We start from the raw sequence: 20,695 nt of genomic DNA, 5'->3' as shown, positions 1-20,695 counted from the left end.
CGATGACCGGGCTGCTGCCGGGCGGCCGGCGCGCGGCGGAATAACGGATCCCCTGTCTGGTATCTGAGTGGTTTTATCGCGCGGCGCGACCTTCTCCGGGTCGCGCCGCTTTTATTTTCCGCATTGCGGCCAAGATCATGATGCGATTCCACCAATGGACGCTGGCCTCCGGCTCAAGAAGGTCTTACATTGGTATCTATATCAGCCAATCGCGAGCGCCGCCATGACCGATCAGGGCAGTCCAGACTTCACAGCCTCCCGCACCACTCCCCTGATGGCGGTGGAGGCGGCGGAGGCTCCCGCCGTGGTGGCCCGGCAGATCGAGCGCTGCGGCGCCGACTTCGCCGAACTGGGCGCGCGCCTGCGCCGCGAGCCGCCGCGCTTCGTCGTCACCTGTGCCCGCGGCAGCTCCGACCATGCCTCGGCCTATGGCAAATACCTGATCGAGACGCGGATCGGCCGGGCGGTGGCCTCCATCGGGCCGTCCATTGCCTCGGTCTATGGCGGCGATCTGAGCCTGGAGGGGGCGCTGTTCGTCGCCGTGTCACAATCGGGGCGCAGCCCGGACCTGCTGCGGCTGGTGGAGGCGGCCAAGGCCGGGGGCGCGCTGGTGGTCGGCTTCGTCAATGCCGAGGATTCGCCGCTGGCCGGGATGTGCGACCATTTCCTGCCGCTGGCCGCCGGACCGGAGCGCAGCGTCGCCGCGACCAAATCCTGCATCGCCTCGCTCGCCGCCTATCTCCAGCTGGTGGCACATTGGCAGGACGATCCGGCCCTGAAGGCGACGCTGGCGGCGCTGCCCGGGACGCTGGAGGCGGCGAAGACGCTCGACTGGAGGCCGGCGCTGATGCCGCTCGCCACCGCGCAGAATCTCTATGTGCTGGGGCGCGGAGTCGGTTTCGGCGCGGCGCTGGAGATGGCGCTGAAATTCAAGGAGACCTGCCGCCTGCATGCCGAGGCCTTCAGCGCGGCGGAGGTGGTCCACGGCCCCCTGGCGCTGGTCGGTCCCGGCTTCCCGGTGCTGGCCTTGACCCAGGCCGACGCGGCCGAGCCGCACACCCGCGCGGTCGTCGAGCGCATCGTCGGGCTGGGCGCCGCGGTGGCGACCACCGAAGCCGGGCTTGCAGGAACCGCCCTGCTGCCGAGCCTGCCGGGGATCGCGCCGGAAGCCGCACCGCTGGCGGCGTTGCAGAGCTTCTACGGTGCGGTCTATGAACTGGCGCTGGCCCGCGGCATCGATCCCGACAGCCCGCCCAACCTTGCCAAAGTGACGAAGACCGTCTGATGCGACAACTCCTGACCGGTGCCCGGATTTTCACGGGCGAGACCATCCTCGACGGCCGCAGCCTGCTGGTCGGGGATGGCCGCATCCTCGACATCGTCGCTCCTGGCCGCACCCCGCCGGAGGTCGACCGGACGGTGGTGCTGGAAGCCGGCGATCTGCTGGCGCCCGGCTTCCTCGACATCCAGGTCAATGGCGGCGGCGGCGTGCTGTTCAACGCACAGCCGACGCTGGAGGCGACGCTTGCCATCGCCGCGGCGCACCGGCGCTTCGGCACCATCGGACTGCTGCCGACCATCATCACCGACACCCCCGACTGCCACCGGTCCGCCGCCGAGGCGGCGGTGAAGGCGGTGGCGCAGCCGGGCAGCGGCGTGCTCGGCATCCATTTCGAGGGACCCTTCATCAGCCCGCAGCGGGTGGGCGCCCACGACCCGCGCTTCGTCCGCGCACCGGACGAGGCGGATCTGGACTTCATCGGCGGTCTGCCGGCGCGGATGCCGGGCGGGCGGGTGCTGCTGACCCTGGCGCCGGAATGCGTGGAGGATGCGGCGCTGTCGCGGCTGATGGCGGCCGGGGTGATCCTGTCGGTCGGCCATACCATGGCGAGCGCTGAACGGGTGATCGAAGCCTTCGACCTCGGCGTGCGCGGGGTGACGCATCTTTACAACGCCATGCCCGGCATCGCCAACCGGCAGCCCGGCCCGGCCGGAGCGGCGCTGGGCGACGGGCGACCCTGGTGTGGGCTGATCGCCGACGGGTACCATGTCCATCCGTTGATGATGCGGGCGGCGCTGGCCGCACGGCCGCGCGGGCGGATGATGCTGGTGACCGACGCCATGCCGCCGACCGGCACCGACGCGGATCGCTTCGAGCTGAACGGCCGGACGATCTACCGGCGCGACGGGCGGCTGGTGCTGGCCGACGGGACGCTGGCGGGGGCCGATCTCGACATGGCGACGGCGGTGCGCAATGCCGGGACGTTGATCGGCCTTTCGCTTGAGGAATCGCTGCGGATGGCGTCGCTCTATCCCGCACAGTTCCTGGGCATGGAAAGCGAGCGCGGACGGATCGTGCCTGGCTGGCGGGCCGATCTGGTGCTGCTGCGGCCGGATCTGACGGTGAAGGGGACCTGGGTGGACGGGACGTGGCGGGGGGTATGAGTTGGGGCGGTGTCGCCTTCCTTTGGCCCCAACCCGGCCTCCCCCGCCGGGCGGTGAGGCTCGATTGGGTCCGAACGTGGCGAGTGTCAGCCCCCCACCGCCACGATCTCCAGCCCATCCTCGTCCACGCGCACCCGTAGCGCCGTCAGGTCGGGCAGGCACAGGTTGCCGTCCAGCTCCTCGGCCGGCAGGGTGGTGGTCAGTGCGATGACCCAGGAACCGGCGGCGTTGCCGGCCTGCAGTCCTGCCGGGGCATCTTCGAACACCACGGTGTCGCGCGGATGGAAGCCCAGCTTTTCGGCGGCGGTGCGGTAGCCCTCGGGATGGGGTTTGCCGTGGGTGACCATGTCGGCGCCGATCAGCAGGTCGGGCAGCGGCAGTCCCGCCTGGGCGATGCGCTTGCGCGCCATGTCCCGCGGGGCGGAGGTCACCACCGCCCAGCGGTGGCGCGGCAGGGATTGCAGAAGCTCCAGGGCGCCGGGCACCGCGCGCACGCCGTCCGTATCGCTGGTGTAGCACTCCTCCACCAGACGCACCTCCTCGTCGATGTCGGCACCGGCGGGGGCGAAGCGGCGGACGGTCTCGATGCTGCGGACGCCGTGGCAGACGGCCAGGATGGCCTCGGGATCGAGGTCGTGCCGGGCGGCCCAGGCGCGCCAGGAGCGCTCCACCGGACCCTTGGTGTCGATCAGGGTGCCGTCCATGTCGAACAGGATGGCGCGGACACGGAACGGGGTATCAAGCGCAGGCTTCATCGCTCGCTCTCGTCAGGGACTTTCGTGTGGGACGGAATGGCCTGGGGGGATCAGACCAGCGACAGCTCCACGACGAAGTCATAGGCGTCGCCGCGGTAGTGGGAACGGACGAACTCCAGAGGGGTTCCGCTCTCCAGAAAGGTGCGGCGCTCAATGTAAAGGGCGGGAGCGCCGTCCGGAACCCCCAGAAGTGTCGCCTGATCCACCGGCAGGCGAATGGCAGACAAGCGTTGCAGCGCACGGAAGGGCGGATGGCCGCGACCGCGCAACGTTTCGTACAGGGATCCCTGCACCAGATCGGGGTCGGGCAGGAAGCCGGTCGGCAGCGTGCTGAGTTCGATGGCGAGCGGCGTGCCGTCGGCCAGCCGCAGCCGGTGCAGCCGCACCACCTCCGCCCCCGGCCGCAGTCCCAGCGCCATCGCCTCCTCCGGCGTCGCGGTCGCGACGGAGCGGCTGAGCCAGCGCGACTCCGGCTTCAGACCGCGGCCGCCGATGTCCTCGGTGAAGCTGGTCAGGACCGACAGCCGCTGTTCCACATGGGGGCTGTGGTTGATGAAGGTGCCGGCGCCCTGGCGTTGGTGCAGCAGCCCCTCCGCGATCAACTCTCGCAGCGCCTTGCGAACGGTGACGCGCGACACGCCAAAGGTCTCCGCCAGTTCGCGCTCGCCGGGAAGGGCGTCCTGGTCGGTCAGCCGGCCTTCGACGATCAGCGACCGCAGATGCCGCGCCAGCTGCAGATACAGCGGCAGCGGCAGGGCATCCGACAGGGCGGTCGGGTCGAACGGGGCCGCGGCGGCGGCGGTGGACATCGGCAACCACTCCAGTGCTCCGGGGCCGGCATGATACCACTGAAAGTCCTTTGGGCAACAGCGGCCCAATGGCATGTAACGGAACACGCAGGATTGTGACTGTTTTCAGATTGCGGAATGTCCGGATTTTGGTATCCTGCGCATACAGTCCAATCTAATACCACCAACCCGGACAGAACGGGTTCCGGCCAGATGCCGGAGTGACAGCGGAGCCGGAGCGATGGCGGGCAGCACGGAAGATGCGGCGAACCGATACAGCCGGCTGGACGTCTGGCCGGCCACCGAACTGATGACGGCCCTGTGGGAAGGGCAGACGCGGGCGCTCGCCGCCTGCGTTCCAGCGCTGCCACTGGTCGCCGCCGCCGTGGAGGCCGCCGCGGATCGGCTTGCCGGCGGTCGCGGACGGCTGGTCTATGCCGGGGCGGGGTCGTCGGCGATGGTCGCGGCACTCGACGGTCTCGATCTGGGGCCGACCTTCGACTGGCCGGCCGAGCGGCTGGTGCTGCTGATCGCCGGCGGGCTCGACCTGTCGCGCGGGCTGGCCGGAGCGGCGGAGGATGACGAGGGCGCCGGACGGGCAGATGCCGGACGGGCGGCGATTTCCGCCGCCGACGTGGTGGTCGGGCTGTCGGCCAGCGGGGCCAGCGCCTACACCGTCGGCGTCCTGCGCGCGGCGCGGGAGGCGGGGGCGCTGACCATGGGCATCGCCAGCAGCGCGGGCTCCCCCCTGCTGGAGGCGGTGGAGCATCCGGTGCTGACTGCGACGGGGGCGGAGGTGATCGCCGGATCGACCCGGCTCGGTGCCGGCACCGCGCAGAAAGTGGTGCTGAACCTGTTTTCGACCGGCGTGATGACGGCGCTCGGCACCGTATACGACAATCTGATGGTCAATGTCCGGCCGGAGAATGCCAAGCTCCGCCGCCGCTGCACCGCCATGGTCGCGCGCATCGCCGGTGTCGACGAGGAAGCTGCCGGTGCCGCGTTGGAGCGGCATGGCGACGTCCGCCGCGCCGTGCTCGGGCTGGCCGGGCTGGAAACTCCCGATATTGACAGGCTGCTGACGGAAACCGGCGGCAATCTGCGCAAGGCGATGGTGCGGGCAAAATCCGTCGCCGTGAAGAAAAGCTGAACGGGGCGGCGGCGCTCGGGGAGGCGCCAACCGTCCGACCACCAACCATCTTCCCGGCCCGGCGGCCAGCGGCCGGGGGCCGGTACACTGGGAGACGTCCGAATGTCTGCTGATCGTTTGTCGGGCGACCGTTTTTCGGGCGTCCAGAGGCTTGGGCGGGCGTTGATGCTGCCGATTGCCGTGCTGCCCATCGCCGGGCTGCTGCTGCGCATCGGCCAGCCCGACCTGCTGAACATCGCCTTCATCGCCGCGGCGGGTGACGCCGTCTTCTCCAACCTGGGTGTCCTGTTCGCCGTCGGCATCGCCATCGGCTTCGCGCGGGAGAATCACGGCGCGGCCGGTCTGGCCGGTGCCGTGGGCTATTTCGTGGCGGTGAAGGGCGCGGTGGTGCTGAGCGGTGTCGCGCCGGAACTGGTGGCGAAGATGTCCAGCCGCATCAGCATTCCGGTCGGCATCCTGATCGGCATCATCGCCGGCCAGCTCTACAACAAGTACAAGGACATCAAGCTGCCGGACTATCTCGCCTTCTTCGGCGGCCGGCGCTTCGTGCCCATCGTCACCGGTCTGGCGGCGCTGGGGATCGCGCTGGTCTTCGGCTATGGCTGGCCCATCGTCGATTCCGGCCTGACGGCGCTGACCACCGGCGTGCTGGGGCTGGGAGAGTTCGGCCTGTTCCTCTATGGCGTGCTGAACCGCATCCTGATCATCACCGGCCTGCACCACATCATCAACAACATTGCCTGGTTCCTGCTTGGCGATTTCCAGGGCGTCACCGGCGACCTGAACCGCTTCTTCAAGGGCGATCCGACGGCCGGCGCCTTCATGGCCGGCTTCTTCCCGGTGATGATGTTCGGCCTGCCGGCCGCCTGCCTCGCCATGTATCACACCGCCAAGCCGCAGAACCGCGCGGCGGTCGGCGGCGTGCTGCTGTCGATGGCGCTGACAGCCTTCCTGACCGGCGTGACCGAGCCGGTGGAATTCGCCTTCATGTTCCTGGCCCCGGCGCTGTTTGCCGTCCATGCCGTGCTGACCGGCCTGTCGATGGTGCTGATGGACGTGCTGAACGTGAAGCTGGGCTTCGGCTTCTCCGCCGGTCTGTTCGACTATGTGCTGAATTACGGCAAGGCGACCAACCCGATCCTGCTGCTGCCGGTCGGTGCGGCGTATTTCGCCATCTATTACGGCCTGTTCCGCTTCGTCATCCAGCGTTTCGACCTGAAGACGCTGGGCCGGGACGACATCGCCATTCCCGCCGGTCAGGGACCCGCCGCCGCGGATGTCCGTGCTCCCGCCGCGGGCGTTGCAATGGTCAGCGACCGGGCCGGCGCCTATGTCGCCGCGCTCGGTGGGGCCGGCAACCTGCGCTCGGTGGAAGCCTGCACCACCCGCCTGCGCCTGAGCGTCGCCGATGCCAGCCGGGTGAACGAGCTGGAGTTGAAGCGGATCGGCGCCCGTGGTGTGGTGAAGCCGTCGGCCAACTCCGTCCAGGTGATCGTCGGCCCGATTGCCGACCAGCTGGCCGGTGAGATCCAGGACTCGCTGAACGCATCGGCCGGCGTTCGGGTCTGATCGCAGCACCGCTGACGTCGGTGCACAAAGAAGCCCCGGTCTCGTCAGAGGCCGGGGCTTCTTGCATTTTGACGGCCGTGTCGTGCGTCAGGCCGGTTCCGGTTCGTTGGCGAAGATCGCCTTGAGGTCGATGCGGGTGTCGGTCTTCGCCTCCAGATCCAGCTGCCGTTCCACCTCGTCGAGATGTTCGATCATCAGCGTCATGGCCTCGCCGGGGCGGTTGCCGATCAGGGCGGCGATCAGCCGGCGGTGATCGTCGGCGGAGCAGGTGTGCGAAGACCGCCGCTCGAACGCGGCGATGGCGAGGCCGGAGCGGTCGATCAGGTCGGCCAGGATGCCGGTCAGCGTCGCATTGCCGGCGACCTCGGCCAGCAGAAGGTGGAACTGGCCGGACAGCCGGATCATCGCCTTGCGGTCGGCGGCCCGCTCCGCCGCATCCTCCAGCGCACCATGGTCGCGCAGCTTCTCCAGCATGTCGTCGGGCAACGGGCGGGGCAGGCGTTCCAACCGCTCCATGATCGCGCGCTCGATCACGCGCCGCGCCTCGAAGACCTCGCGGGCCTCCTTCGCCGTCGGTTTGGCGACGAAGGCGCCGCGGTTGGGGATCAGCGTGACCACCCGCCGCTGCGCCAGCAGAAGCAGCACCTTGCGCACCCGCTCCCGGCTGACGCCGAAGGCCTCGGCCAGGCTCTCTTCCGTCAGCTTGGTGCCGGGCGGCAGGCGGCGGTCGGCGATGGCCTCTCCGATGCTGCGGACGATGCGCGATTCGGCGCTGTTCCGCGCGGCGTTGCGGGGCACGGGCGTGCGGCGGGCGGGCTTGGCAGGGGCGGCGGTGGTCATCGGGGTGAAGTGCTTTTGTCGGTGTGCGGAAGGCGCACTCCAGATTGTGCACAAACTGGGCCAGCGGGAAAGCAGCAATCGCCCCAGCGGATTGGGAAGAATCGCTGCGGGATTGCCTGCACAAAAGAGCGCCATTGCGCCGAACTGCTGCACAAATGCCGATTTTTTGCGCAGACATGCTGCGGCGAAGCGGTTGTTTCCCGCCATTTGTATGCTGGCACGCGGCATGCAGAAGGACGAGCGGTCACAAACGACCACCTGGATTGTGCACAATATCGAGGGCCCTCCGATGACAGCAGGTTCGACGGTCGAGCTGGTGAAGCTGCGCAAGGCCTATGGGACGACCGTGGCGGTCGACGGCATCGACCTCAGGATCGCCGCCGGTTCCTATTGCTGCCTGCTGGGGCCGAGCGGCTGCGGCAAGACCTCCACCCTGCGGATGATCGCCGGGCATGAGGACATCACCGATGGCGACCTGCTGATCGGCGACACGGTCGTCAACGATGACCCGCCGGCCAAGCGCGGCACGGCGATGATGTTCCAGAGCTACGCCCTGTTTCCGCACCTCGACTGCACCGACAACGTCGCCTTCAGCCTGAAGATGAAGGGCGTGGCGAAGGAGGAGCGGCGGCGGCGGGCGGCCGAGATGCTCAACCTCGTCGATATGGGCAAATATGCCGGCCGCCTGCCGTCCCAGCTGTCGGGCGGACAGCAGCAGCGCGTGGCGCTGGCCCGCGCGCTGATCACCCGGCCGGGCGTGCTGCTGCTGGATGAGCCGCTGTCGGCGCTCGACCCCTTCCTGCGGGTGCGCATGCGCGAGGAGTTGAAGCGCCTTCACCGCGACATCGGCATCACCTTCATCCACGTCACCCACAGCCAGACCGAGGCGATGGCGCTGGCCGACCTCGCCGTGGTGATGAACCAGGGCCGGATCGAGCAGGCCGGACCGCCGCGCGAGCTGTTCACCCAGCCGCGCACCGCCTTCGTCGCCCGCTTCATCGGCGGCCACAACGTCATCGAGGCCGGTGCGATTGGCGGTGGCGTGGCAGGCGATGCCGGCCGTTGTGCCGTACGGGCCGACCGCATCCAACTGGGCGGTGGCGGCCTGCCGACCGAAATCCAGGTGGAGGGCACGGTTCGGTCGCTGGAGTATCACGGCGCCTCGGTGCATCTCAACCTCGACGTCACGACCAACGTCGAGGCGGACGCGATCCAGTATTTCCGCGCCAACATTCCGACGACCTATCTCGACACCCCCATTCCGGACCCCGAGGTCACCATCAGCGCCGACCGGCAGACCGTGTCGGTGAAGTCCAGCGTCCGGGTTCCGACCACCCTGATCCGGGTGCTGGGCATCGACAGCCTGCCGATCATCGTGGAAAACCGGGTGCGGCGCCAGATGTCCGGCGGGTTGGAACTGGCTCTCGTGCTCGACGTCACCGGGTCGATGGCAACCGACAACCGCATCGGCAAGCTGCGCGACGCGGCAACCACGTTGGTGAACATCCTGTTCGGCAACCAGACCGACACCCAGAAGCTGTGGATTTCCGTCGTTCCCTATTCGGCGGAGGTCAATCTGGGCACCGGCCATGCGGATTGGATGACGCTGAGCGGTCCGTCCACCGGTGCCTATTCGCCGTCCAGCTGGCGCGGCTGCGTCGAGGCACGGCCAAGCCCCTATGACGAGGACGACACCCCGCCCATGGTCGCCGGGTTCAAGCGCTTCCTTTATCCCTCGACCAAAAGCATGAACAACGGCAAGGGTGGGGGCGACAATGACTGGCCGACGATCACCGACACCGGGACCTACACCAACAGCAACGACAGGACCGGTCCGAACCTCGGCTGCGGCTTTCCGGTGCTGCCGCTGACCAATGTCAAACAGGATCTGCTGGACAGGATCGCGACGCTGCAGCCGGTGAGCCGTGGCGGAACCATGGCGAACCTCGGCCTTCAGGCGGGATGGTTCACCCTGTCGCCGCGCTGGCGGGGATTGTGGGGGGGAGCGACGCCGAAGGGCATGCCGCTCGACTACGGGTCCCCGGAAATGAGCAAGGCGATCGTTCTGGTCACAGACGGCGAGAACGGGTGGTTCGACTATTCCAAGCCGCCGACCGGCGATTATACGGCCTATGGCCGCATCGACGACGGCAGGCTCGGCACCAAGTCCTTTTCCGAATCGACCGCGGAGATCAACAAGCGCATGGCCCGCCTGTGCGAGAAGCTGAAGACTCCCGGTGTGCTCGACACGGATGGCAATCCGAAACCGGGCATCACCATCTACACCATCACCATCGGACAGACCGATGCCAACACCCAGGCGCTCTACCGGACCTGCGCGTCGCAGCCCAGCTATTATTGGGACACGCCCAGCCCGGACCAGCTGAAAAGCGTGTTCCAGAGCATCGGGTCGCAGCTCAGCAACCTGCGCCTGGAGCAGTGATCGCCTGCAGTCGGTCCGATGCGTGTCGAAGCACCGGAACGACTGCAGGCACTTGCTTTCCATGCGTGCTGCGGCCTTATGGCGAAGGCGGATCAGCAGAAGCGGTCGGTCGTCGGGGTGCCAAGGTCCGCTGGGACCGGGACCGGGAGCGGGAAGCTGTGGGTTGGAGCCTTGCCGGTGGAGAGCGGAGGCAGCCCGCACACCGGGCAATGCGGCTGGATGCGCTGCTGCTCATGCACGGCGAAGCGGATGCCGCAGGGGCAGGTCCGCAGGTCGACGACGCAGGAGCGCAGGTCGCGGGCGAGAATCCAGGCCATGGTCAGGTCGATCGCCGATTGGGTCAGACCCGTGCATTCACGCCGCACGTCCATGTAGAAATCATGGGCCCGCAGCAGCGCCTCGATGTCGATCCGCCGCAGCGCGTCAGCGCCCGCGCAGTTGAGATAGGCCGTCAGGATGATCGACGCCTCCAGCGCACGCTGGTGGGTCGTAAAGAGCCGGTCGGATTCCGGAAACATGCCCGACACCGAGGCATGTCCATGAATTTCATGGTAGAGCGTCCGAAGCTGCGTTGCACTGACATTGGTGTGCACAGCGACGATGGACGTTCGCAGATTGCGCTTGATCAGACGTATGGCCAGCGCCAGTTTTCGATGCTGTTCACACTTGTTCACCATGGACACCGCCCCTTGGAAGGCGATGCATCAAGGTCAAAAAGATTAGGATTAAAAGGAAATCGATTGCGTTCCCGAGTGGCACGACGTTGGGCCATTTTGTTCCTCTCCCTTTTAAGCAGTTCGTTGTTCCCCGCATACCTCCCGATGCGCATGGAGAAAAGATATATAACGGATACAGGGGCGAAGTTTTATTTCTCCAATTTATGCCGCATTATTCGCGGAGCCGCAACCTGAGTGTGGTGGCGACAATTCGACGCACTCTATTTAGGGTTGCTTTCCAGGCGTGCGCTTTGCGGTTTGGGGGCGGGCGCCGATGCCGGCGGGACGGGTCACGGGACGGTTATGGCGCCGGGCGGAACCGTGTGACGCAGACCCGCGTGGCGGGACGACGTGGCAGTGCAGCGGACGACGTCCAGCGGTCATGACCGGCATCGCTCAGCAATAAAGCCCGGCGTCACCCCGGCAGTAGAACATCCAGGTCACGACGATGCAGGACAGGTAGAAAAGCAGGAAGAGCTGGATCGCCATGACCGGCGACCCGGTCAGGCTGATCGACAGCCCGAAGACGCCGGGAATGTAGAAGGCACCGAAGGCTGCCAGGGCTGAGATGAAGCCCAGCGCGGTGGCGGCCTCCAGAGATGCCTCCTTCAGTGCCCGTGCGCGGCCAAGGTCGCCCTGCAGATCGTAGGCGTGCATCCGGTCGATCAGGAAGACGATCGGCACCATCTGATAGGTCGAAGCGCAGGCGACACCGGCCGTGGCGAACACCAGCATGGAACTCAGCAGGAACATCCAGAACACCCCGCTGTTCAGGCAGATCGTCATCGTGCTCACCGCAAGGAACAGGATCACGAAAGACCACAGGGTGATGCGTGCGCCGCCCAGCCGGTCGGCCATTCCCCCCGACAGCGACCGCACCGCCGAACTGACGAGCGGTCCGAGGAAAGCGTAGGCAAGCGGGTCGATGCCGGGGAACTGGGCCTTCACCAGCATCGGGAAGGTCGCCGCGAACCCGATGAAGGTGCCGAAGCTGCCGATGTAGAGCCACCCGGTGATCCAGGTGTGGGGACGGCGGAAGATGACCGCCTGTTCGGCGAAGGAGGCCTGGGAATGGCCGATGTCGTTCATGCCGAACCATGCCGCCGCCGTCGCCAGCAGGATGAAGGGGACCCAGATGAAGGCCGCATTCTGCAGCCACATGCCCTGGTGGCTTTCCAACTGCGCGCCGAGCGTCGCCACCACCTGTGGGGCGCCGCCGAGCGGGCCGAGCAATGTGCCGCCGACCACCAGGGGAACCGCGAACTGCACCACCGCCACCCCGAGGTCGGCCGCGCCGGCATTGACGCCCAGCGCCCACCCCTTCTGTTCCTTGGGGAAGAAGAAGGAGATGTTGGCCATGCTGGAGGCGAAGTTCCCGCCGCCGAAACCGCACAGCAGCGCCAGAACCAGCATCACGCCGTAGGGCGTTTCCGGATACTGCACAGCGATGCCGATTCCCAGCGCCGGGAACAGCAGGGCCGCCGTGCTGATGGTCGTCCACAAGCGTCCGCCGAAGATCGGCACGGTGAAGGCGTAGACCAGGCGCAGGGCCGCACCGGAAAGGCCGGGGGCGGCGGTCAGCCACAGAAGCTGTGTGGTCGAATAGGTGAAGCCGACGACTGGAAGATGGACGACAACCGCGCTCCACACCATCCAGACGCAGGAGGCGAGAAGCAGCGCGACGGCCGAGATCGCGAGGTTGCGCATCGCGATCGACTTGCCGCCGTCTATCCAGAAGGCGAGGTCGTCGGGCCGCCAGTCGTCCAGTCGATCGCTCATGCGTGACAGAGGCTGGTCGGTCATCAATCGTCCTCACATATCGGGAAAGCCGGCCATGTCGCCCGGCACTCGCCAGCAGCAGCGGCGATCGAGCGGAAAATGCTTGCCCGAGTGTACTCTCTGCCGATGCGGCTGCGCGATGTCAGGAAGACGCGCATTTTTTGCGTCATTCGCTGAATGACGCAAAAAACATGCGTCCATCCCCCCTGTCCGGTTGGCGGTGTGCCCCGCTACGGTGGCGTGTATCCGGCCCTTCCCATTCAGGGTGCATGCCTATGCAGTCTCCAGACTGGACCATCGAGGATCGCGATGCCGGGGATCGGGCCCGGGATCGGCCCGGGAACCGCAACGTGCCGTGCCGCGATCCGGCGCATCCGCCGGAACCCACCGCCGGCACGTTCATTTCTCTGGGGGCCGCGGCGGCTCCGGCGGACATGCTCCGCCGGTTCCGCCTGTCGCAGGCGGATCTGATGCCGACGGTGCGGCGTCTCGAACTGGACTGGCCGTGCAGCGTCGCGATGATGCAACGCTTTGCTGGGTATGTGACCGGTGTCCCGGTCTATCACGCGCGCGATCCGGGATCGCGCGCCTGTTCGCCGACGCCGGTGCTGTTCCTGTGCCTGCAGAAAGGGCTGGGCGCCTATGACGCCGCGGCCGCCGAAAGCGACGACCGCCGTCTGCTCGCCTTCGTCGACGGGCTATGCCAGGAGGCGGCACGCCTGCTCTCCGGCATCGCCCTGTTTACACCCGACAATGACTGCTGGATGGCGGGCAATGGGGCGGCACTGCACGGCTGGCTGGCGGCAAGCGATATCCGCGGCGTGACCGTGCACCGGTCCCAGCGCCGCGGCGCCAGCCCCCAGCGCGTCCTGACGGCGATTGGCCAGTATGTCGTCATGGCACGCGAACGCGCGATCCTGGAGCGGGTCCGCCGGACCGATGCGCCCTGATGTGGTCTTGCCCTGGTTCAGTGGAAGCGGGTTCCGGCAGAGCGCAGCCCATGGCCGCCATACTTCCGCAAGCGGGAAGCCTCGACCGCCGGATGCCAAATCGGTTCAGAGTGCCGTCGTCGATCCCCGCAAAATCAGCACAGCCTTACCGTGTAAACCCCGCCGCTTCCCCGTCCGCGCCAATGGTTCGGCGCAGGGAAGGCAAGGCGCCATTAAATTCGCGATATAAGAGGATATGGATATAGAGGAAGAAATTTTAATACGGGAACTGACAGAATAACAAACAAAGTATGTTACATAGGGGTTCCCCCCAGATATCTTTGGAACCGTCATATCCGGTAAGTAGAAGGTGATCGCAAAGGGTGAAACCTGCGCACCGTCCGGAGCCGACGAATGTCCGACCCAAAACCGCAAACCACCCTTGTCTGTGACGGGCCGGCGACGATCGCATCCGTTGAGGCCGTCTGCAATCGCTTGCGCGAGGCGCTCCAGACCGCCTCGGCCATCGAGGTCGACTGCAGTTCGGTCACGGAGGTGGATGTCTGCTTCCTGCAGGCTCTCCTCTCGGCGCGGATGGTGGCCGGGCGCTGCGGGGTCGATCTGCGGATGCGTCAGCCGATTGCCCGGGCGCTCCGGGACGCGCTGGAGCGCGGGGGCCTGATTGCAGAGCGCGGGAACCCGCGCCCTGGACAGGATTTTTGGACTGGGAAGGTATAAGAACATGGCGAAATCGATCCTTGCCGTCGATGATTCCGCGAGCATGCGCCAGATGGTCAAGTTGACCCTGTCCACCGCGGGCTATCAGGTGGTGGAGGCCACGGACGGGCGCGATGCGCTGACCAAGGCCAAGTCCGGCAGCTTCAACATGGTGCTGACCGACCTGAACATGCCGCAGATGGATGGCCTGTCGCTGATCCGCGAATTGCGGACATTGCCCGCCTATCGCGGTGTTCCGATCGTGTTCCTCACCACCGAGTCCGACGCCGCCAAGAAGGCCGAGGCCAAGGCGGCCGGCGCCACCGCCTGGATCGTCAAGCCGTTCCAGCAGGATCAGCTGCTGGGTGTCGTGCGAAAGATCGTCGGCGCATGACCGCCGGCGACCCAGGCCACATCTTCCGCGAAGAGGCGGCGGAGCTGCTGGTCGACCTCGAAACCGCCTTGCTCCATCTGGAACAGAACCCTGCCGACCGCGAGCCGCTCGACACCGCATTTCGTGCCTTGCACACGATCAAGGGGTCCGGCTCGATGTTCGGGTTCGAGGCTGCGGCGAGCTTCACCCATCATCTGGAAAGCGCGTTCGACCGGATGCGCAAGGGGGAGCTGACCGCCACCCCGGCGATGATCGGCATTGCCCTTGCCGCCAAGGACCATATCCGCACCCTGATCGACGATCCGGCCAATGCCGACACGGCGATTGGCGACGGGATCCTGGACCGGCTGGCGCAGCAAAGCGGCAGCGCCGCGGTCGCGGACTCCATCGGTGGCTTGCAGGAGGACGGTGACGCTCCGGCGACCTGGCGTGTCCGGTTCCGGCTCGCCCCCGATGCGCTGGAGCGTGGAACCAACCCGCTGTTGCTGCTCGACGAGCTGCGTGGGCTGGGGGACGCCGAGATCGTCGCCCTGACCGACGACGTTCCGCCGCTGGAGGAGCTGGAGCCGACCCGTTGCCACATCGCGTGGGAGGTGACCCTCACCACCGCGCACCCGCGCTCGACCATCGAAGACGTGTTCATCTTCGTGATCGACGAGACCGAGCTGACCATTGAAGCCGTTTCGGCCGCGCCCGTGTCGGACGCTTGCGCGGCGGAGGAGCCGGCGACGGTGTCCGGCCTGCCCGCTCCGGCGCCGCTGGAGCCGTCCGACGCTCCGCCGCAAGCCCGGCCGGCGGCGCCATCGAAGGCGGATGCAGGCCCGGAAAAAGGAAAGGCGCAGCAGGCGGCCAATTCGATCCGCGTGCCGGCGGAACGGCTCGACGATCTGATGGATCAGGTCGGTGAGCTGGTGATCGCCCATGCCCGCCTGAAACAGCTGATCTCCGACAGCGTCGACCTCCAGATCAAGTCCGTCACCGAGGAGATCGAGCGGCTGTCCAACGGGCTGCGCGACATCACCATGGGGATCCGCATGGTCCCGGTGGAATCGCTGTTCGGCCGGTTCCGCCGCCTGGTCCGCGATCTGTCGCAGGAACTCGGCAAGGATGTGGTCCTGACGATGTCCGGCGAGGAGACCGAACTGGACAAGACGATGATCGAGCGGCTGAACGATCCCCTCGTCCACATCATCCGCAACAGCCTTGACCATGGGCTGGAGCCGGCGGCCGACCGGGTTGCGGCGGGCAAGCCGCCGCAGGGCCGCATCCACCTGTCGGCCCGCCATGCCGGCACCCGGGTGCTGATGACCATCCGTGACGACGGGCGCGGGCTGGACCGCGAGCGCATCCGGGCCAAGGCCGAAGAGCATGACCTGATCCCGCCCGGCGCCAAGCTGTCCGACGCCGAGCTGTTCCAGTTGATCTTCCACCCCGGCTTTTCGACGGCGCGGACGCTGACCAGCGTGTCGGGGCGCGGCATCGGCATGGATGTCGTCAAGCGCACGGTCGATGGGCTGCGCGGCACCATCGACATATCGAGCACCCCCGGCGGCGGGACGGAAATCACCCTCGGCCTGCCGCTGACGCTGGCGATCATCGACGGTCTGCTGGTCCGGGTCGGGCAGGGGCGCTATGTCATCCCGCTGTTCGCCGTCGAGGAATGCGTGGAGCTGCCGTCTGACATCGAGCGCCGCCACGCCAACCGCAATTTCCTGAACATCCGCGGCGCGCTGGTGCCCTTCCTGCGGCTTCGCGACAGCTTCGGCGTCCGCCATCCTCCCGATCCCTATCAGAAGATCGTCATCATCTCGTCCGGCGACAAGCGGATCGGGCTGGTGGTGGATCAGGTTCTGGGCGACCACCAGACCGTCATCAAGTCGATGTCCAAGCTGCATGCCGACGTCGCCAACTTCTCCGGCGCCACCATCCTGGGCGACGGTTCGGTGGCGCTGATCCTGGACATCGGCCAGATCGTCGCTGCCGGTCAGAACCAGGAGCAGCGGCGCGAGGCCTCGTGACCTCCGCCGGTCACCGATCCGACCGCCGCAACCGGCATCTCTTCACGAGACCCAGTTCAGGGAGCTGACATGGCCGTCACCGAACCCTCATCCTTCGAAGCGCTGACCCTGGCGTTGGGTGGCGAGATCTTCGCCATCGACGCCAATTCGGTCCATGAGATCCTGGACGTGGTTCCCCTGACCGAGGTTCCCGGCGCGCCGCCGCTGGTCGGCCACCTGATCAACGTGCGGGGCAAGGTGGTGCCGCTCGCCGACCTGCGGATCCGGTTCGGCATGGAGTGCACGCCGCCGACCATCGACACCCGCATCGTCGTCGTCGAGATCCTGCTGGACGAGGAGCCGACGGTGGTCGGGCTGCTGGCCGACAAGGTCCATGAAGTGACCAGCATCGCCGGCGCCTCCATCGAGGATACCCCGGACATCGGCATGCGCTGGAACCCCGACCTGATCAAGGGAATCGGCAAGCGCGGCGACGACTTCATCGTCATTCCGGACATCGTCCGGCTGTTCACGACCCACTGAAATCTGAAATCCGGCCAACGGAAACCAGACCGGCCGGCGCCGTCCAGACCATCGGGCAAGCCGGACCGGTTCGCGGAGCAAGGAACGACCATGCGCATATCCATCAAAGCCAAAATCGTCGCGGCATTCGGCACGGTCATCCTGCTGTCCGCCGCCACCGCCGGCATCGCCTTGAACGGCCTGTCGGATCTGAACCAGAAGATCGAACAGCTGGTCAGTGTCTCGGCCCAGCGGATCGACATCGCCCGCCAGATGCCGACGCTGGTCTACCTGATCCAGCGGGAGGAAAAGAATTTCCTGCTGTCCAACTCCCAGGAGGACATCGACCGCTTCGACAAGGCGATCAGCAGCCGCCGCGACGATCTGAAAACCGTGGTCGAGCAGTATCGCCGGGTTGCCGACGCGGAGGGGGTCAGGAAGATCACCCAGATCGAAAGCGTGATCGGCGAATTCGCCGCTGCCCAGGACAAGGTGCGGGTGGTCGGCCGCATCCGCTCGAACTCCAAGGGCACCGACCTGCTGACCGGCCGCGCCACCGAGATCTCGAACATCGCCATGAACGCCCTGATGCCGCTGCTCGACCGGGTGGAGAAGGGCAATGACGCGACTGCGGATCAGCTTCTGATCGCCCATCGCATCCGGCGGATGACGACGGACTGGACGCAGGTCCGCGTCCTGCTGCGCAACGCCATGCTGGCACCCGACGATGCCGGGACCGAGGCGGCGCTGAAGCCGCTGCCCGATCTGCTGAAGTGGGTCAGCCAGCAGCACGAGCAGATCCGCGCCCTGTTGACCTCCGCCGAGGATCAGCGGAGCTTCGCCAACTTCCTGGAGAAATACCGCGACTATGAACGGGTGACCGACGAGGCGGTCGGCTTCGCCCGCCAGAACAGCGAGAACAAGGCGCTGGCGCTCTCCGTCGGCGAGGTGCGGACCGCCGCCACCAAGCTGGCGCAGCTGGCCAACGAGCTGGTCGCCGAAGCCGAGAAGGGCATGGCGACGGACAAGCAGGCGGCGGAAGCGACCTATGCTCAGATCCGCGCGATCACCATCGGCGCGGTGGCGCTCGCCCTGCTGGTCGCCATCGCCGCCGGCGCCTACATCGCGATTTCCATCGCCCGTGGCCTCGGCAAGGCGGTCGGGCTGGCCGACGCGGTGGCCATCGGCGATCTCGGCCAGAAGGTCGAGGTGTCGAGCGACGACGAGATCAAGGATCTGGTGACGGCGCTCAACAGCATGACCGCCAACCTGCGGGCGACCGCGGTTGTCGCTGAGGAAATCTCCCGCGGCAACCTGACCGTCCAGGCCCGTCCGCTGTCCGACAAGGACACGCTGGGCATGGCGCTGGAAACCATGCTGGAGAAGCTGCGCGGCGTCGTGACCGATGCGCTTTCGGCCTCCGACAATGTGGCGGCGGGCAGCCAGCAGCTGTCGGCCAGCTCGGAAGAGCTGTCGCAGGGCTCGACCGAACAGGCGTCGGCCGCCGAGGAGGCGTCGGCCTCGATGGAGGAGATGGCCGCCAACATCAAGCAGAACGCCGAGAACGCCACCCAGACCGAGAAGATCGCCCGCCAGTCGTCGAAGGACGCCCAGGCCTCGGGCGAGGCGGTCAACAAGGCGGTGCAGGCGATGCAGACCATCGCCGAGAAGATCAGCATCGTGCAGGAGATCGCCCGCCAGACCGACCTGCTGGCGCTGAACGCCGCGGTGGAGGCGGCGCGGGCCGGCGAGCATGGCCGCGGCTTCGCCGTGGTCGCCTCGGAGGTGCGCAAGCTGGCCGAGCGCAGCCAGGGGGCGGCGGCGGAAATCAGCTCCCTGTCGGCGGAATCGACCAAGATCGCCCAGGAGGCTGGGCAGATGCTGGCCCGGCTGGTGCCCGACATCCGCAAGACCGCCGAGCTGGTCGAGGAGATCAGCGCCGCCTGCCGCGAGCAGGACATCGGTGCCGAGCAGATCAACCAGGCGATCCAACAGCTCGACAAGGTGACGCAGCAGAACTCCAGCGCCTCGGAACAGATGGCGGCGACGTCGGAGGAGCTGTCGTCGATGGCGACCCAGCTGCAGGAGACGATCTCCTACTTCACGGTGGAGGAGCGCGCCACCGCCCGCCGGAGCCCGGCGCCGCAGGCGGTTTCCCAAACCGCTCCGGCACGGCCGGCGCAGGCGTCGCCCGCCCGCCGCTCCGCCCCGGTCATCGCCCTGTCGCAAAAGCCGGCGGCGAAGTTGAACGGCAAGGACCGCGGGGTGAAGATCGCGCTCGAAGGCGGCAACGGTCCCGACGACACGGATGCCCGCTACACCGCCTTCTGATCGCACCGGCAGGGGGTGGCGCGTTCGGCGCCGCCCCTCAATTCCTCGTGCAGCCAACGCCCCTGAACCGGAAGCCGCAGATGACCAGCGCAACCGCGCCCCGCGAACCGGCGCAATATGTGACGATCGGCATCGACCGTGAAGTGTTCGCCATCGAGGTCGGCATCGTGCGCGAGATCCTCGACCTCCAGCCGATCACCCGCCTGCCGCATGCGCCGCCCTTCCTGGTCGGCATGATCGACGTGCGCGGGCAGGGCGTGCCCACCGTCGATCTGCGGGTCAAGCTGGGCCTGCCGTCGGCGCAGGCCACCGCCAACACCCGGATCATCGTGCTCGACGTGCCGCAACCGGGGCAGGCGGGGTCGCTGACCGTGGGCGTGGTCGCCGACCGGGTGTTCGAGGTCACGGCGCTCGACGACCGGAACCTGGAAGTGCCGCCCCAGGTCGGCGGACGCTGGCGGTCCGACTGCATCCAGGCCATCGGCCGCTCCAACGGCACCTTCGTCATCGTCTTCGACATCGCCCGCCTGTTCGCCCAGGACGACGTGGCCTTGCTGAACATGGCGGACGCGGTGTGATGATCGATCTCGACGCCGCGCCGCCCGCCGACCGGACGGACCTACCGCCGTCCTACGACAGCCTGACACCGCGCGATTTCAGCCGGCTGGCCGCCATCATCGAATCCCACGCCGGTATCCGCATGCCGCCGACCAAGCGGACGATGGTGGAAGGCCGGCTGCGGCGCCGGTTGCGGACGCTGGGGCTGCCGGACCTGAACGCCTATTGCCGCCATGTGCTGGACGGCGGCGGGCTGGATAGCGAACTGGTCGATCTGATCGACGCCGTCACCACCAACAAGACCGACTTCTTCCGCGAAATCGAGCATTTCCGCTACCTGATGGGCACCGCCATTCCGGCCTTGTCCCGCCTTCCCCATCATCCCGGCCGCGACCGCCCGCTGAAGATCTGGAGTGCCGCCTGTTCGACCGGGGCGGAACCCTACACGGTCGCCATGCTGCTGCTGGAGCAGGAGCGTGCAGGCAGGCCGATCCGCCATGAGATCGTCGCCACCGACATCTGCACGGAGGCGCTGGCGGCGGCCAGGATGGGGATCTATCCGGCCGACATGGCGAAAATGGTGCCGGAACCTTTCGCATCCCGTTATCTGATGCGGTCGCGCGATCCGGATGATCCCACGGTCAGGCTGGTGCCGGCGGTTCGCCAGTCCGTCCGCTTCGGCCGCCTCAACGTGATGGACAGCTCATATCCGGTTGCGACGGACATGGATGTGGTCTTCTTCCGCAACATATTGATCTATTT

18 protein-coding genes are annotated in these 20,695 nt (G+C 67.1%); 13 read left to right on the top strand and 5 right to left on the bottom strand.

Going from position 1 to position 20,695, the window contains the following annotated elements:
• Window positions 1-223 precede the first annotated feature (223 nt).
• Both I71_RS10145 and nagA read left to right on the top strand, forming a co-directional pair.
• A complete protein-coding gene (locus I71_RS10145; protein ID WP_042694500.1) occupies window positions 224-1,285 on the top strand; it encodes an SIS domain-containing protein in 1,062 nt (353 codons plus the stop codon).
• Window positions 1,285-2,445: an N-acetylglucosamine-6-phosphate deacetylase gene (gene nagA / locus I71_RS10140; protein WP_042694498.1), complete on the top strand. Its 1,161-nt coding sequence runs from the start codon at window positions 1,285-1,287 to the stop codon at window positions 2,443-2,445. The genes I71_RS10145 and nagA overlap by 1 nt, the downstream gene beginning before the upstream one ends.
• Before the next feature lie 86 nt (window positions 2,446-2,531).
• On the opposite strand, the gene I71_RS10135 is transcribed toward nagA, so the two are convergent.
• Window positions 2,532-3,200 (bottom strand): HAD family hydrolase, encoded by a 669-nt coding sequence (locus tag I71_RS10135; protein WP_042694496.1) that lies wholly within the window; start codon window positions 3,198-3,200, stop codon window positions 2,532-2,534.
• Between the two features lie 50 nt (window positions 3,201-3,250).
• A complete protein-coding gene (locus I71_RS10130; protein WP_042694494.1) occupies window positions 3,251-4,009 on the bottom strand; it encodes a GntR family transcriptional regulator in 759 nt (252 codons plus the stop codon).
• A 220-nt stretch (window positions 4,010-4,229) separates the two neighbouring features.
• Here I71_RS10130 and I71_RS10125 point away from each other — a divergent pair, with 220 nt between their 5' ends.
• Window positions 4,230-5,138 carry an N-acetylmuramic acid 6-phosphate etherase gene (locus tag I71_RS10125; protein ID WP_042694493.1) on the top strand — a complete coding sequence of 303 codons (909 nt, stop codon included), beginning with the start codon at window positions 4,230-4,232 and terminating at the stop codon, window positions 5,136-5,138.
• A 102-nt stretch (window positions 5,139-5,240) separates the two neighbouring features.
• On the top strand, window positions 5,241-6,707 hold the full coding sequence (nagE, locus tag I71_RS10120; protein WP_042694490.1) for an N-acetylglucosamine-specific PTS transporter subunit IIBC: 1,467 nt from the start codon (window positions 5,241-5,243) through the stop codon (window positions 6,705-6,707).
• Window positions 6,708-6,794: 87 nt separating this feature from the next.
• Here nagE and I71_RS10115 read toward each other — a convergent pair whose 3' ends face one another.
• Window positions 6,795-7,547, bottom strand: a complete 753-nt coding sequence (locus I71_RS10115; RefSeq protein ID WP_049976025.1) for a GntR family transcriptional regulator — start codon at window positions 7,545-7,547, stop codon at window positions 6,795-6,797.
• A 289-nt stretch (window positions 7,548-7,836) separates the two neighbouring features.
• Between I71_RS10115 and I71_RS41010 the strand changes: the two genes are divergently transcribed.
• Entirely contained in the window at window positions 7,837-9,990 is a 2,154-nt protein-coding gene (locus tag I71_RS41010; RefSeq protein ID WP_375731188.1) for an ATP-binding cassette domain-containing protein, read from the top strand.
• 92 nt (window positions 9,991-10,082) lie between these two features.
• Here the strand turns inward: I71_RS41010 and I71_RS10105 are convergent, their stop codons facing one another.
• Both I71_RS10105 and I71_RS10100 read right to left on the bottom strand, forming a co-directional pair.
• Entirely contained in the window at window positions 10,083-10,667 is a 585-nt protein-coding gene (locus I71_RS10105; protein ID WP_042694489.1) for a FlhC family transcriptional regulator, read from the bottom strand.
• Between the two features lie 435 nt (window positions 10,668-11,102).
• Window positions 11,103-12,509, bottom strand: coding sequence for an MFS transporter (locus tag I71_RS10100; protein WP_042694486.1), 1,407 nt, complete (start codon window positions 12,507-12,509; stop codon window positions 11,103-11,105).
• Between the two features lie 410 nt (window positions 12,510-12,919).
• Between I71_RS10100 and I71_RS10095 the strand changes: the two genes are divergently transcribed.
• From I71_RS10095 to I71_RS10060, 8 genes are all read left to right on the top strand, one after another.
• Entirely contained in the window at window positions 12,920-13,435 is a 516-nt protein-coding gene (locus I71_RS10095) for a hypothetical protein (RefSeq protein WP_148294206.1), read from the top strand.
• A 393-nt stretch (window positions 13,436-13,828) separates the two neighbouring features.
• A complete protein-coding gene (locus I71_RS10090; RefSeq protein ID WP_042694482.1) occupies window positions 13,829-14,152 on the top strand; it encodes an STAS domain-containing protein in 324 nt (107 codons plus the stop codon).
• 4 nt (window positions 14,153-14,156) lie between these two features.
• The gene (locus I71_RS10085; RefSeq protein ID WP_042694480.1) at window positions 14,157-14,525 is read left to right on the top strand and encodes a response regulator; all 369 of its coding nucleotides are present in this window, start codon (window positions 14,157-14,159) and stop codon (window positions 14,523-14,525) included.
• Window positions 14,522-16,543 carry a chemotaxis protein CheA gene (locus I71_RS10080; RefSeq protein WP_042694477.1) on the top strand — a complete coding sequence of 674 codons (2,022 nt, stop codon included), beginning with the start codon at window positions 14,522-14,524 and terminating at the stop codon, window positions 16,541-16,543. The genes I71_RS10085 and I71_RS10080 overlap by 4 nt, the downstream gene beginning before the upstream one ends.
• Before the next feature lie 69 nt (window positions 16,544-16,612).
• The gene (locus I71_RS10075) at window positions 16,613-17,065 is read left to right on the top strand and encodes a chemotaxis protein CheW (RefSeq protein ID WP_042694474.1); all 453 of its coding nucleotides are present in this window, start codon (window positions 16,613-16,615) and stop codon (window positions 17,063-17,065) included.
• Window positions 17,066-17,155: 90 nt separating this feature from the next.
• On the top strand, window positions 17,156-19,375 hold the full coding sequence (locus I71_RS10070) for a methyl-accepting chemotaxis protein (RefSeq protein WP_042694473.1): 2,220 nt from the start codon (window positions 17,156-17,158) through the stop codon (window positions 19,373-19,375).
• Between the two features lie 80 nt (window positions 19,376-19,455).
• Window positions 19,456-19,953 (top strand): chemotaxis protein CheW, encoded by a 498-nt coding sequence (locus I71_RS10065; protein WP_042694472.1) that lies wholly within the window; start codon window positions 19,456-19,458, stop codon window positions 19,951-19,953.
• A partial coding sequence (locus I71_RS10060; RefSeq protein ID WP_042694471.1) for a protein-glutamate O-methyltransferase CheR occupies window positions 19,953-20,695 on the top strand: 743 nt, incomplete at its 3' end. The genes I71_RS10065 and I71_RS10060, both read left to right, overlap by 1 nt.

Source organism: Azospirillum sp. B506 (assembly GCF_000333595.1).
Taxonomy (GTDB): Bacteria; Pseudomonadota; Alphaproteobacteria; order Azospirillales; family Azospirillaceae; genus Azospirillum.
This window is presented reverse-complemented; position numbering and strand designations above follow the sequence as displayed.

Excerpts from the sequence above, each read along its gene's own strand:
- I71_RS10135 (WP_042694496.1), bottom strand. The coding sequence starts at position 3,200 with ATGAAGCCTGCGCTTGATACCCCGTTCCGTGTCCGCGCCATCCTGTTC.
- I71_RS10070 (WP_042694473.1), top strand. The coding sequence starts at position 17,156 with ATGCGCATATCCATCAAAGCCAAAATCGTCGCGGCATTCGGCACGGTC.
- I71_RS10105 (WP_042694489.1), bottom strand. The coding sequence starts at position 10,667 with ATGGTGAACAAGTGTGAACAGCATCGAAAACTGGCGCTGGCCATACGT.
- I71_RS10065 (WP_042694472.1), top strand. The coding sequence starts at position 19,456 with ATGACCAGCGCAACCGCGCCCCGCGAACCGGCGCAATATGTGACGATC.
- nagE (WP_042694490.1), top strand. The coding sequence starts at position 5,241 with ATGTCTGCTGATCGTTTGTCGGGCGACCGTTTTTCGGGCGTCCAGAGG.
- I71_RS10095 (WP_148294206.1), top strand. The coding sequence starts at position 12,920 with ATGCTCCGCCGGTTCCGCCTGTCGCAGGCGGATCTGATGCCGACGGTG.
- nagA (WP_042694498.1), top strand. The coding sequence starts at position 1,285 with ATGCGACAACTCCTGACCGGTGCCCGGATTTTCACGGGCGAGACCATC.
- I71_RS10100 (WP_042694486.1), bottom strand. The coding sequence starts at position 12,509 with ATGACCGACCAGCCTCTGTCACGCATGAGCGATCGACTGGACGACTGG.
- I71_RS10090 (WP_042694482.1), top strand. The coding sequence starts at position 13,829 with ATGTCCGACCCAAAACCGCAAACCACCCTTGTCTGTGACGGGCCGGCG.
- I71_RS41010 (WP_375731188.1), top strand. The coding sequence starts at position 7,837 with ATGACAGCAGGTTCGACGGTCGAGCTGGTGAAGCTGCGCAAGGCCTAT.
- I71_RS10125 (WP_042694493.1), top strand. The coding sequence starts at position 4,230 with ATGGCGGGCAGCACGGAAGATGCGGCGAACCGATACAGCCGGCTGGAC.
- I71_RS10085 (WP_042694480.1), top strand. The coding sequence starts at position 14,157 with ATGGCGAAATCGATCCTTGCCGTCGATGATTCCGCGAGCATGCGCCAG.
- I71_RS10075 (WP_042694474.1), top strand. The coding sequence starts at position 16,613 with ATGGCCGTCACCGAACCCTCATCCTTCGAAGCGCTGACCCTGGCGTTG.
- I71_RS10080 (WP_042694477.1), top strand. The coding sequence starts at position 14,522 with ATGACCGCCGGCGACCCAGGCCACATCTTCCGCGAAGAGGCGGCGGAG.
- I71_RS10130 (WP_042694494.1), bottom strand. The coding sequence starts at position 4,009 with ATGTCCACCGCCGCCGCCGCGGCCCCGTTCGACCCGACCGCCCTGTCG.
- I71_RS10115 (WP_049976025.1), bottom strand. The coding sequence starts at position 7,547 with ATGACCACCGCCGCCCCTGCCAAGCCCGCCCGCCGCACGCCCGTGCCC.
- I71_RS10145 (WP_042694500.1), top strand. The coding sequence starts at position 224 with ATGACCGATCAGGGCAGTCCAGACTTCACAGCCTCCCGCACCACTCCC.